Source organism: Arthrobacter sp. Y3221114, assembly GCF_059092625.1.
Genome location: NZ_JBNHHW010000004.1, coordinates 120,178 through 132,808, shown reverse-complemented (window position 1 = coordinate 132,808; position 12,631 = coordinate 120,178). Strand labels below are relative to the sequence as shown.

Annotated in this window: 11 protein-coding genes; 10 read left to right on the top strand and 1 reads right to left on the bottom strand. The window is 68.4% G+C overall.

All coding sequences use genetic code 11. The features are described 5' to 3' along the window. Positions 1 to 100: 100 nt before the first annotated feature. The 10 genes from AC5RV3_RS10215 (at position 101) to AC5RV3_RS10170 (ending at position 11,586) form a co-directional block, all read left to right on the top strand. Positions 101 to 787 (top strand): HD domain-containing protein, encoded by a 687-nt coding sequence (locus AC5RV3_RS10215; RefSeq protein ID WP_494122023.1) that lies wholly within the window; start codon positions 101 to 103, stop codon positions 785 to 787. Positions 788 to 1,030: 243 nt separating this feature from the next. Continuing rightward, complete coding sequence (locus AC5RV3_RS10210; protein WP_494111840.1) at positions 1,031 to 1,825, top strand: IclR family transcriptional regulator; 795 nt, start codon at positions 1,031 to 1,033, stop codon at positions 1,823 to 1,825. 376 nt (positions 1,826 to 2,201) lie between these two features. Beyond that, positions 2,202 to 3,476, top strand: a complete 1,275-nt coding sequence (locus AC5RV3_RS10205; protein ID WP_494122022.1) for a cytochrome P450 — start codon at positions 2,202 to 2,204, stop codon at positions 3,474 to 3,476. A 4-nt stretch (positions 3,477 to 3,480) separates the two neighbouring features. Continuing rightward, a complete protein-coding gene (locus tag AC5RV3_RS10200; protein WP_494122021.1) occupies positions 3,481 to 4,659 on the top strand; it encodes a PEP/pyruvate-binding domain-containing protein in 1,179 nt (392 codons plus the stop codon). A 134-nt stretch (positions 4,660 to 4,793) separates the two neighbouring features. Then, complete coding sequence (locus AC5RV3_RS10195) at positions 4,794 to 6,662, top strand: PEP-utilizing enzyme (protein ID WP_494122020.1); 1,869 nt, start codon at positions 4,794 to 4,796, stop codon at positions 6,660 to 6,662. Positions 6,663 to 6,768: 106 nt separating this feature from the next. Further along, positions 6,769 to 7,572: an SDR family NAD(P)-dependent oxidoreductase gene (locus AC5RV3_RS10190; RefSeq protein WP_493988917.1), complete on the top strand. Its 804-nt coding sequence runs from the start codon at positions 6,769 to 6,771 to the stop codon at positions 7,570 to 7,572. A 24-nt stretch (positions 7,573 to 7,596) separates the two neighbouring features. Then, positions 7,597 to 7,917, top strand: a complete 321-nt coding sequence (locus AC5RV3_RS10185) for a 2Fe-2S iron-sulfur cluster-binding protein (RefSeq protein WP_494122019.1) — start codon at positions 7,597 to 7,599, stop codon at positions 7,915 to 7,917. Positions 7,918 to 7,919: 2 nt separating this feature from the next. Continuing rightward, positions 7,920 to 9,233 (top strand): NAD(P)/FAD-dependent oxidoreductase, encoded by a 1,314-nt coding sequence (locus AC5RV3_RS10180; RefSeq protein WP_494122018.1) that lies wholly within the window; start codon positions 7,920 to 7,922, stop codon positions 9,231 to 9,233. 41 nt (positions 9,234 to 9,274) lie between these two features. Then, positions 9,275 to 10,045, top strand: coding sequence for an HD domain-containing protein (locus tag AC5RV3_RS10175; RefSeq protein ID WP_494122017.1), 771 nt, complete (start codon positions 9,275 to 9,277; stop codon positions 10,043 to 10,045). Beyond that, complete coding sequence (locus tag AC5RV3_RS10170) at positions 10,042 to 11,586, top strand: aldehyde dehydrogenase family protein (protein WP_494122016.1); 1,545 nt, start codon at positions 10,042 to 10,044, stop codon at positions 11,584 to 11,586. Before AC5RV3_RS10175 ends, AC5RV3_RS10170 begins: the two co-directional genes overlap by 4 nt. Here AC5RV3_RS10170 and AC5RV3_RS10165 read toward each other — a convergent pair. Further along, a complete protein-coding gene (locus AC5RV3_RS10165; protein WP_494122015.1) occupies positions 11,583 to 12,602 on the bottom strand; it encodes a glycosyltransferase family 4 protein in 1,020 nt (339 codons plus the stop codon). The genes AC5RV3_RS10170 and AC5RV3_RS10165 overlap by 4 nt on opposite strands. Between the last annotated feature and the right edge of the window lie 29 nt (positions 12,603 to 12,631).

Here is a 12,631-nt window from a genome sequence, read left to right as displayed (position 1 = left end):
CGACCCGCGCACCCAGCTCCCACCAGCGCACCAGCGCAGACCTTCCGTCCAGCGGAACCAGGCGGTTGCCCGGCCGGCGATTGCTCGTCATGCTGTGGGCATGACCAAGCTGCTGCCCGCCGCCAACCTGTTCGGCCACGACGTCGCCGCCGCCATCGAGGCCGAGCCGGACGGCGTGGTGCACTTGGACGCGCACTTGGACCGGATCTGGCAACACGCGGCACCGTTGCTGGCCGTCCGCGACAATGACGCCCACACGCTCTACGCCTACGGCCTGGCCCAGGCCATGCTGGCCGCCCACCCGGAGGCCGACGCCGGCGTCGTCCTTCCGGCCATCATGCTGCACGACATCGGCTGGTCCCAGGTGCCTCCGGACCAGGTCCTCTCGGCGATCGCCCCGGGCAGCGGCCGGCCCGACCTCGTGTTGCTGCACGAGAAGGAAGGCGCCCGCCTGGCAGCCGGGATCCTCGAAGAGGCCGGCCACGAGCCGGAGCTCATTCCGCGCATCCTGGAGATCATCGACGGGCACGACTCGCGCAAGGAGTCCCTCTCGATCGAGGACGCGATCGTCAAGGATGCAGACAAAACGTGGCGGCTCAGTCCGCACGGCGTCGACACCGTGATGGAGTGGTTCGGGCTGGACCGCGGCCAGGCCCTCCGGCTCTGCAGCCAGCGCGTCCTGGGCCATCTCTTCACCGAGGAGGCCAAGGCCATGGCGCGCGCGCTGTCCGCGCTGGAATCGGTGACATTGTGGCCCCAGCGCCGGGCGCTGCTTGCCGACGGCTAGACTCGGATTCGGCCGGTGCGCGAGGGTACCGGCTGCGAAGCACCGGGGTACTGACGACGGCGGTGCCCGGCTTTGCCCGGAGGACGGCGGCGGTGCCCGGCTTTGCCCGGAGGACGGCGGCGGTGCTGGCTTCGCCCGGACGGCGGCGGTGCCCGGCTTTGCCGGGACGACGGCGGTGCCCGGCTTTGCCCGGACGACGACGCCCGGCTTCACGAGACCGCCGGCGGAATGTGGGAGGCAGCTATGGCCGGCGGTAGCCGAGATCCGGGACGCACGGTCACGTCCCGTGTGCTGGCCATCCTTGAAGCTTTCGAACAATCCCGCAGCGCGCTGAGCCTGACCCAGATTTCCGAGGGTTCCGGCCTGCCCTTGAGCACCACGCACCGGCTGGTCTCGGAGTTGACGGAATGGGGCTTCCTCTCCCGCGGCGCCAACGGCCGCTACCAACTGGGTATCCGCCTCTGGGAGCTGGCGCAGAATGCCGGCCGGCAACTGCGTGATGCCGCGCGCCCGTTCGTGCAGGACCTGTTCTCGCTCACCGGCGAGACGTCACAACTGGCGGTCCGGGAAGGCCATGAGGTGCTGTACATCGAGCGCATCTACGGCACCAAGCGCGTGCCCCGTGCCTCGCGGGTCGGCGGCCGGCTGCCGATGCACGCCACCGCCGTCGGGAAGGTCATTCTTGCGTACGAGGAGGAGTGGGTGCGCACCGCCTACTTGAACCGGCAGCTGGAGCGTCCCACCGCCCACACCCACATTGTTCCCGGGCGCCTGGCGGAGGAACTGGGCCAGATCCGCGAGCAGGGCTACGCCACCACGCTGGAGGAAGTCCGGCTCGGCTCTTGCTCCATCGCCGTGCCGGTCTTCCACACCGGTCGGGTCGGAGCCGGGCTGGGGCTGGTGTTGCTGACGTCGCAGGCCGCGACGATGACGCGGCACCTGCCGGCACTGCGCGGCGTCTCGACGCAGATCGAGCGCGCCACCGCGCATATCCCGCTCGAGTCCTTGCTGGGCAGCCACATCGCGCGCAAGGCCTGAGTGCCCGGCCCACAGCCCGCCGCCCGGGCATATTGCCGGCCAGCCGCACCACGCGCTACGGCGGCCGGTGGGGTCTTGCTGGGCAGCCACATTGCGCGCAAAAGCCTGCGCGCCACAGCCCGCCGCCCGGGTTAATTGGCGGGCGCTCACACACAGGCGCAGCGGCGTATGCCTGGTGGCGTCTTGCCCGGGCAACCACGCCGTACGCTCAAGTGCCTAAGCGCCCCGCGCAAGCCAAGAGATGCTAAGCACTATTCATTTCCACTCAGTGGAAGAACCCTTTAGGCTTCGGAGAGTGACGTGGGCAACACTGGAGTCTAATCAACCCGTCGACCGACACCGGCCACCGGCGGGAGCAAACCCCAAGGAGTTCCAGATGTCATCTTCGACCGAAACGGCAGCTTGTCCGTTCGGCCACGGTGCCGAGGCCCCCGCAGGACACCATGGCTATGAGCCGTTCCAAATGAAGGACCCGTTCCCGGCGTACACCGAGCTGCGGAACGAACAGCCCGTCATGTTTGACGAGCGCGTCGGCTACTACGTGGTTTCCCGCTATGACGACATCAAGGCTGTTTTCGAAGACTGGGAGACCTTCTCCAGCGAGAACGCCCAGGCACCGGTGCGCAAGCGCGGCCCGCAGGCCACCAAGATCATGGAAGAGGGCGGCTTCACCGCCTACTCGGGGCTTTCGGCCCGCCGCCCGCCGGAGCACACCCGGATCCGGGCAGTCGCCCAGAAGGCTTTCACCCCCCGCCGCTACAAGGCGCTGGAGCCGTTCATTCGGCAGAATGTCGTGGACCAGTTGGAAGCCATGCTGGCCCGCCCGGACCGCCGCGGCGAACTGGTGAAGGACTTGGCCTACACGGTCCCGACCGTCACGATCCTGACGCTGATCGGCGCCGATGTGTCTCAGGTGGACACGTTCAAGCGCTGGTCCGATTCCCGCGCGGCGATGACCTGGGGCGACCTCAGCGACGAGGAGCAGATCCCGCACGCCCACAACCTGGTGGAGTACTGGCAGGAATGCCTGCGCCTGGTCCGCGTCGCCCACGAGGAAGGCGGCGACAACCTGACCGGCGACCTGGTCAAGGCCCAGCAGGACGGGGCGGAGATTAGCGACCACGAGATCGCCTCGATCCTCTACTCCCTGCTGTTCGCCGGACACGAAACCACCACCACCCTGATCGCCAACTCCCTGCGCGTGCTGCTGGCACGTCCGGACCAATGGCAGCAACTGGTGGAGGAACCCCGGAAAATCCCGGCGGCCATCGACGAGGTGCTGCGCTTCTCCGGCTCGATCGTCGGATGGCGCCGGAAGGCGCTCAAGGACACCGAAGTCGGCGGGGTCAAAATCCCGGAGGGCGGCGAACTGCTGCTGCTGATGGGCTCCGCCAACCGCGATGCCGCCCGCTTCGAAGACGGCGAGGAGTTCGACATCTCGCGCGGCAACGCCCGCGAACACTTGTCCTTCGGCTTCGGCATCCACTACTGCCTGGGCAACATGCTGGCCAAACTGCAGGCCAAGATCGCGCTGGAAGAGGTGGCGCGGCTGGCACCGAACCTGAAACTGGAGAACCCCGAGGACATCGAGTTCCGCGAGAACATCTCCTTCCGTGTCCCCGAAACCGTCCCCGTCAGCTGGGAGGCCTGAACCCATGCGCAGCAACGAATTCATCCAGTTCTTCGACGGCGGCATCGAGCCCAGGCTCGAGAACCTCGGCGGCAAGGGCGCCTCGCTGGTCACCATGACCTCCGCGGGCATGCCGGTGCCCCCGGGATTCGTCGTCACCACCGCCCAGTTTGACCGCTTCATGCAGGAAGCCGGGATCACCGAGCACATCAACCAACTGCTGGCCGGCCTTGACCCGGAAGACATCGCCCAAGTGGACGCAGTGTCCGCCTCAATCCGCGAAGACATCTGCTCCCGCCCGGTTCCGGCCGACATGCGCGCCCAGACCGTCGAGGCCTACGACGCCTTGATGTCCCGCTTCGACGCGCCGGTTCCGGTGGCGGTGCGTTCATCCGCCACCGCCGAGGACCTGCCCGATGCCTCCTTCGCGGGCCAGCAGGACACCTACCTCTGGCTGGAAGGCTTCGCCGCCGTCGGCGAACACATCCGCAGCTGCTGGGGGTCGCTCTACACGTCGCGCGCCATCATCTACCGGCTGAAGAACAACATCCCGGACGAGGGCCTGTCGATGGCCGTCGTGGTGCAGAAGATGGTCAACGCCAGGGTCTCCGGCGTCGCCATGACCCTGGACCCGGCCAACGGCGACCGCTCCAAGATCACTATCGACGCGTCCTACGGCGTCGGCGAGATGGTGGTGTCGGGGCAGGTCACGCCGGACAACATCGTGCTGGACAAGGTCACCCTGGCCCCGGTCGCCGAACACCTGGGCGACAAGCACGCCGAGCTGGTGCCCGATGCCGCCGCGCGCACCCTGGTGGAGCGGGAGGTCGACGCCGAGCGGCGGGCCCGGCGCAGCCTGAACGACGACGAACTGCTCGCGGTGGCGCGGATGGCCAAGCGGGCCGAGAAACACTACAAGTGCCCGCAGGACATCGAGTGGGCGTTGGACAGGGACCTGCCCGACGGCGAAAACCTGCTGCTGCTGCAGTCCCGGCCGGAAACCGTGCACTCGTCCAAGAAGCCGACGGCATCTTCGTCCGCGGTACCGGGAAGCGGCGGATACGCCGCGGCCCTCGGCGCCGCTCCCATGACGACGGCGGCACCCGTCGGATCCGGGAACACCGGAGCCGGGACCTCAAGCCCCGCCACCGGAAGCTTCAGCCTGGGCAGCATCACTGCCTCGCTGCTGAAGCCCTCCGCCTGACCGTTCCTGCCCTGAACTGTTCCACCGTTCCACCGCAAGGTAGCAAGGTTCCAACAGCTCCACCGCAAGGATCCACCGTTCCACCGAACCGCCCACCGCAGGCTCAACGCAGAGCCGCCACCGAAAGGACCGCCATGTCTATGAAGTCCTTCCCGAAGCCCTCCGAACTGCCGGTGCCAGCCGGCGCCGAGGGCTGGGAGAAGATCTACCCGTACTATCTGGTGTTCCAGGACAAGCTCAAGGAACAGGAAGACGCCAAGTTCTGGTTCTGCGACAGCCAGCACTGGCCGACCGTCTACAAGCCGTTCGAGACGATCGGCGGTGAGTTCGCGGTCAAGTGCCTGGGCCAGTACAACGCCCGCCACCTGATGATTCCCAACGCCAACGGCATCGAGTTCCGCGTGCATTTGGGGTACCTGTACATGTCCCCGATCCCGGTTCCGGAGGACCAGATCGCCGCGCGCGTCCCGCATTTCGAGCAGCGGGTGGGCCACTACTTCCAGAACTGGGAGGAACTGCTCCAGCAGTGGCACGCGAAGGTCCGCGGCACCATCGACGAGATGGAGACCCTCTCCTTCAAGAAGCTGCCGGACATGGTCCCGATGGACGACATCACCACGGGCAAGGCGATGGACGGCTCCGAGGTGCTGCTGGAGAACTACGACCGGCTGATCCAGCTGGCCTACCAGAACTGGCAGTACCACTTCGAATTCCTGAACCTGGGCTACATCGCCTACCTGGACTTCTTCAACTTCTGCAAGGAAGTCTTTCCGAACATCCCGGACCAGTCGATCGCCACCATGGTCCAGGGCGTGGACATGGAGCTCTTCCGCCCGGACGACGAGCTCAAGCACCTCGCCGTGCTGGCCGTGGAGCTGGGCCTGCAGTCCGCCTTCGGCAACACGGACGACGTCGATGCCACCTTGGCCGCGGTCCGCGCCTCCGCGGGCGGCGACCGCTGGATCGCCCGCTACGAGGAAGCCAAGGACCCGTGGTTCAACTTCACCGTGGGCAACGGCTTCTACGGGCACGACAAGTACTGGAACGAATACCAGGAAATCCCGTTGGGCTACATCGCCGACTACATCCGCCGGCTGGACGAAGGCCAGCAGATCATGCGGCCGGTCGAGGAGCTGGTGGCGGAGAAGGAACGGATCGTGGAGGAATACCGCGAACTGCTGGAAGGCGACGCGCAGGCGGTCTTCGATGCCAAGCGCCAGCTGGCCGCCACCGCCTACCCGTACGTGGAAAACCACAACTTCTACATCGAGCACTGGACCATGGGCGTCTTCTGGCGCAAGATCCGCGAGCTTTCGCGGATGATGCACGCCGAGGGATTCTGGACCGAACCGGACGACCTGCTGTACCTGAACCGGAACGAAGTCCGCGACGCGCTCTTCGACCTGGTCACCGGCTGGGGCGTGGGTGCCGAGCCGATCGGCCCAACCTACTGGCCGGAGGAAATCGAGCGCCGCCGCAAGATCGTGGACGCGCTAAAGACCGCGCGTCCGGCACCGGCGCTGAACACCCCGCCGGCCTCGATCACCGAACCGTTCACCCGGATGCTCTGGGGCATCACCACCGAACAGGTCCAGCAGTGGCTGGGCGAAGGCGAAGAGGTGGAAGGCGGCGGACTGCGCGGCATGGCCGCGTCCCCGGGCGTCGTCGAAGGGTACGCACGGGTGGTCCACGATTCGGACCAGCTTTCCGAGGTCCAGCAGGACGAGATCCTGGTGGCCACGGTGACCGCGCCGAGCTGGGGGCCGATCTTCGGCAAGATCAAGGCCACCGTCACGGACATCGGCGGCATGATGAGCCACGCCGCGATCGTCTGCCGCGAGTACGGGCTGCCGGCGGTGACCGGCACCGGTTCGGCCTCCACCACCATCAAGACCGGCCAGCGGCTGCGGGTGGACGGCACCAAGGGCACCGTGCAGATCCTGGATGCCGAAGAATCCGCCGAACCGGCCGTCGCCGGGCCTGGAGCCCACAGCCACACCTGAGCACTCGGTATCTGAGCAGCCTCAGGCGAATTCAGTGCCGGGCCGGGCGCAGCCCGTTTCCCAAGAGGGTCCCGGCCCGGCACACCCCCAACATGAAAGCGTGACGATGACACAGCCTCCCCCCGACGCCACGGCCGGCCCCGGCTTCCTGAACCCCGACCAGGGGGCCGGCACCAGGACCGTGCTGATCACCGGAGCCGCCGGCGGTCTGGGCCGCGCCTTCGCCCTGGGCTTCGCGTCCCGCGGGTACCGGGTGGCAGCGGCCGACACCAATCTGGCCGGTGCCGAAAAGACAGCCGCGCTGGTCCGCGAAACCGGCGCGGAGGCCGAGGCCTTCGAGGCCGACGTCACCGACGTGGCCTCCACCGAGGCCCTCGCCCGGCGGTGCGCCGACTTCGGGCAGGGGAGCATCGACGTCGTCCTCAACAACGCCGCCATCTACGCCACGGTGACCCGCACCCCGTTCGAGGAGATCGACCCGGCCGAATGGGACCTGGTGATGAACGTGAACCTCAAGGGCCCCTGGCTGGTGACCCGCGCCGCCAGCCCCTACCTGCCCGACGGCGCCCGCGTCATCAACCTCTCCTCCGCCACCATCTACTCCGGCTCGGAGCAGTGGCTGCACTACGTCGCCTCGAAGGGCGGGGTGGTGTCGATGACCCGGGTGCTGGCCAAGGAACTGGGCCGGCGCAACATCACCGTCAACGCGATCGCCCCCGGCTTCACGCTCACGGAGGCCAGCTACGGGCTGATGGAGAACGCCGAGAACTACGGCGTGGACCGCGGCGCGCTCAAGCGCGCCAGCCAGCCCGAGGACATCGTGGGCGCGGCGCTGTTCCTGGCCGGGCCGGACAGTTCCTACATCACCGGACAAACCATGGTGGTCGACGGCGGCCGCCAGTTCATCTGAACCACTGCAACCCGAAGGAGAACCATGCCTACGGTACATTTCACCGACGCTGAAGGCGCCGTCCGCGACGTCGAAGGCAACCCCGGCGACTCGGTCATGGAAACCGCGGTGCGCAACGGCGTGCCGGGCATCGTCGCCGAATGCGGCGGCTCGCTGTCCTGCGCCACGTGCCACGTGTTCGTCCGCGAGGACACCCTGGACCAGCTTCCGGCGATGGAAGACATGGAAGACGAAATGCTCTACGGAACGGCCGTGGACCGCCAGGAGAATTCGCGCCTGTCCTGCCAGCTCAAGCTCTGCGAGGGCCAGGACGTTTACGTCACCACTCCCGAAACGCAGATCTGATCATGGAAACCACCACCACCACGACGACGACGGCGGTCCCTGCCGAGGCAGCGGACGGCGCCGTGCAAACCGGGCTGCTGATCATCGGTGCCAGCCAGTCGGGAGTCCAGCTGGCCGTTTCGCTGCGGGCGCTCGGCTTCACCGAGCACATCACGCTGCTGGGCGAGGAAAACCACCGGCCCTACCAGCGCCCGGCCCTGTCCAAGGAGTTCCTGCAGGGCACGGTGGAGAGCGAGTCGCTGATCTTCCGGTCCAACCAGTACTGGGAGGACCACAATGTGGCCCTGGTCAAGGGCGAGCGGATCGAGCGGATCGAGAAGGAAGCGGACGGCTCCGGGGTGGCCCACGCGGTCTCCGGGGCGCAGTTCCCGTTCCGCCGGCTGGCGCTGACCGTGGGCGCCCGCGCCCGCAAGCTCCAGGTCCCCGGGGCCGAGCTGGACGGGGTGGTCTACCTGCGCAACGCCGACGACGCGCTGGCGCTGAAGGCCCAGCTCGAGGACGTGCGGGACGCGGTGGTGATCGGCGGCGGCTTCATCGGGCTGGAGGCCGCCTCCAGCCTCCACAAGATGGGCAAGAACGTCACCGTGCTCGAGTACGGCCCGCGGCTGATCGGCCGGGCCGTGGGCGAAGAAACCAGCGACTACTTCCTGACCGCGCACCGTGCACGGGGCCTCGACATCCGGTTGAATTCCCGCATCCGGGAACTGGTGCCGGCGGACGGCGGGGGCCGGGTGGGCGGCGTCGGACTCGAAGACGGCACCGTGGTCGCCGCCCAGCTGGTGCTGGTCGGCATCGGCGTCGTGCCGAACACCGAGCTGGCCGAGCAGCTGGGCCTGGAGGTGGACAACGGCATTGTGGTCGATCGGCATGCGCTGGCCTCCGACGGGACCACGGTGGCGGTGGGCGACGTGGCCAACATGCCGAACCCGCTGCCCGGCTCACCGGAGGGCGAGCGGATCCGGCTGGAAAGCGTGAACAACGCGATCGAACACGCCAAGGTCGCCGCCTACTCCCTGATGGGCCGGCGGGAGGACTACGCCGGAATCCCGTGGTTCTGGTCCAACCAGGCGGACCTGAAGCTGCAGATCGCCGGCCTGACGCTGGGCTACGACCGGACCGTCGTCCGCCGCGACGACGAGCGCGGCAAGTTCTCCGTCCTCTACTACCGCGGCGGCCGGATCATCGCCGCCGACTGCGTGAATTCCCCGCTGGACTTCATGGCGGTCAAAAACGCGCTGGCCAAGAGCCAGAACATTCCCGCGGACGCCGCGGCTGACCCCGCCGTCGTCCTCAAGACCATCGCGACGGACGCCTGACCGCCCGCCGTGCGCGGCCGCACGACAAGGAGACCCACCCCATGAGCACCCCCGAGACGCAGACCCCGGAGGCCAAAGGCAAAGCCCCAGCGTGGGCGACCGGCGGCCAACCCAACCCCGCCGACGATCCGCGCGCCGCTGCCTTCGCGGCCGCCTACCCGGTGCGGCCGCTGCCGGCCACGGGCGACATCGACACCGCGCCCATTTCCACCACCCCGGCGGCCGCCGCCGACCTGGACCCGATCTGGCAGGCCGTGGTGCAGGAGACACGCACCCGCGCCAACGACATTCACCTGCCGATTTCGCTGGCCTTCGCCGAGCGGCTATGCCGGGCCTACCCGCAAGCCGACGCGGAACTGGTCCGGGTAGCCGTCCTGCTGCACGACACCGGCTGGGCGCATGTGGACGAGGAACGGATCCTCTCCGAGGGGTTCACCGGCGACTGGCGCAAGGCGGCCATCCGGTTCGAGCACGAAGCCGAGGGCTGCAAGGTGGCGCGCAGGGTGCTGCCCGGCCTCGGGTATCCGGAGGAGTTCATCGACCGCGTCTGCGACATCATCGACGGCCACGACACCCGCCACGTGCCGTACTCGCTGGAGGACGCACTGGTCCGCGACTCTGACCGGCTGTGGCGGTTCGACCACGCCGGCATCGCGGTGGCGTCGTCCTGGTTCGGCATGACGCCGGCCGTCTACACCGACCGGCTCGGCGCCGAGATCGTTCCGGAACTGATCACCGAGGCCGCCCTTGCCATGGGAACGGCCGACCTGGAGCGTTCCAGGGCGCTGCTGAAGACAGGAGTCATCCGATGACCACCACCCCAGGCACGACATCCCCCACACCGGGGGGAGCACCGACGTCGTCCGCTCCGCCTGCCGTCGCCGCGCGCGCGGCGTTGCACCTGCCCTACACGCACGTCGACGACGTCTTCGTCGACGGCGCGTGGGTCCCCGCCCGCGGCACCGGCCGCAACCCGGTGACCGACCCGGCCACCGGCGAGGTCTGGGGATCGGTGCCGGACGGCACCCCCGAAGACGTGGACGCTGCCGTGTCCGCGGCGCGGCGGGCCTTCGACTCCGGTCCGTGGCCGACGCTGGCGCCGTCCGAACGTGCGGCGTATCTGCTGCGGATTGCCGACGAAGTGGAGAAGCGGGCCGAGGAGCTCTCGCTGACCAACACCCGCGAAAACGGCTCGCCGGTGTCCGAGTCCTCCCGTGCCGCCGGCAACGCTGCGGGAATCTTCCGGTACTTCGCCACCTTGGCCGACTATCTGGAACATGAAGATGTGCGCCCGTTCCCGCTCGGCGGCGGCGAATCAGTGGTGCGTCGGGATCCGGTGGGGGTGTGCGGGCTGATCGCGCCGTGGAACTTCCCGATCAACCTCATGGTCATCAAGCTGGCGCCGGCGCTGCTGGCCGGCTGCACCGTGGTGATGAAACCGGCCTCGCCCACGCCGCTGTCCTTCCGCCTCATCGTCGACGCCGTGGCCGCCGCCGGAGTGCCGGCAGGCGTGGTCAACCTGGTCACCGGATCCGGCAGGCTCGGCGACACCCTGGTCAAGCATCCCGGCGTGGACAAGGTCGCCTTCACCGGTTCCACTCCGGTGGGACGCCGGATCGCCGCGGCCTGCGGCGAGCTGCTGCGTCCCGTCACGCTGGAACTCGGCGGCAAGTCCAGCGCGGTGGTGCTCGAGGACGCCGACCTGGACGAGATGTCGAAGGTGCTGATCCGCTCCAGCATGCGCAACACGGGCCAGACCTGCTACATCTCCAGCCGCATCCTCGCCCCGGCCTCGCGCTATGACCAGGTGGTGGACATGGTGACGGCGACCATCGCCGCCGGCGTCCAGGGCGACCCGCTGGACCCGGCCACCGATTTCGGCCCGTCCGCCACCGAGTCGCAGTACCGGACGGTGCTCGAGCATCTGGAGGCGGCCAGGGCCGAGGGAGCCCGGGCCACCACCGGCGGGCGGGCCGCGCGGCTCGGCGGCGGGCTCGAGGGCGGTTACTTTGTGGAGCCCACCGTGTTCGCCGACGTGTCACCGGACATGCGCATTGCCCGCGAGGAGGTCTTCGGACCGGCCCTGGCCGTGTTGCAGTACACGGACGTGGACGAAGCTGTGACGCTCGCGAACAACACCGGGTTCGGCCTGGGCGGACTCGTGTTCGGCCAGGACCAGGATGCCGCGCTCGCCGTGGCCGACCGGATGGACACCGGCTCGGTGGGCATCAATTTCTTCGCCTCCAACCACTCCGCCCCGTTCGGCGGCAGGCACGACTCGGGCCTCGGCACCGAGTACGGAATTGAGGGACTCAACGCCTACGTCAGCTACAAGTCCATCCACCGCCGCTAGGACTGTCCGGCCAGCAGTCGGGCGTAGAGGTCCAGGTGGTCCGCCGTCATGCGTGCCGCGCTGAAGCGATCCTCGGCGGCGGCGCGGCAGGCGCGGCGGTCCAACGAGGCCGCTTGGGGCAGCAGCTTCGCCAGCTCCCGATGGTCCTCGGCCAGGTGCCCGGTGGCGCCCGGCTCGACGATTTCCGGGGCGGCTCCCCGCGGTGTGGCGACCACGGGGGTCCCGGCGGCCAGGGCCTCGATCATGACGAGGCCGAAAGGTTCGGCCCACTGGAGGGGATTTAAGAGGGCCACCGCCTCACCCAGCAACCGGTATTTGTCGCCGCCGGCGACTTCGCCGACGAACTCCTCATCCGGCCCGAGCATGGGTTCGATGACGTCATGGAAATACCGCAGCTCCTCGGGCTCGCGCATTTTGGCGGCGATTTTCAGCGGCATCCCCGCCAAGCGGGAGATCCTGATGGCCTCGGCGACGCCCTTGTCCCGGCACATCCGGCCCAGGAAACAGGCGTAGCCGCCCCGGCCCCCGCCCACCGGCACCGCGGCGGTATCTATGCCGTGGTGAATGACGGCGGCCACGTCGAGGCCGGTACCGGCGACCTGCTGGTGGGAGATCGCGACGAGGGAGACATGCCGTGCGGCGGCGCGGTAGATGCCGGTGAGCTGCGCGGTCAGCCCGGTGTGGATCGTCATGACCCCCGGGACCCCGGCCCGCCGGTCCCCGTAGAACGGACCCACCAGGGTGTGGTCGTGGATGAGATCCACCCCGTGAAGCCCCTCATAGGCCCGGATGACGTGGTTTAGCTCCGACCAGCTCGTTCCGATGGCGTCCGGATCAGACGGCTCCGTGCCGGGCACCAGGGGAACGGGGCATTTGCTGTCGGCAGCGGCGGCCAGCAGCACGTCGTGCCCCGCGTCCACGAAGCCGCGGGCGAGGATGTCAACGACCTGTTCGATACCGCCGTAGCCGTATGGCGGAATGGGAAACCACGGTGGCGCGATCAGCCCGATACGCATCGTTGGCCTTTTCTCCCGGAGGAGGTCCA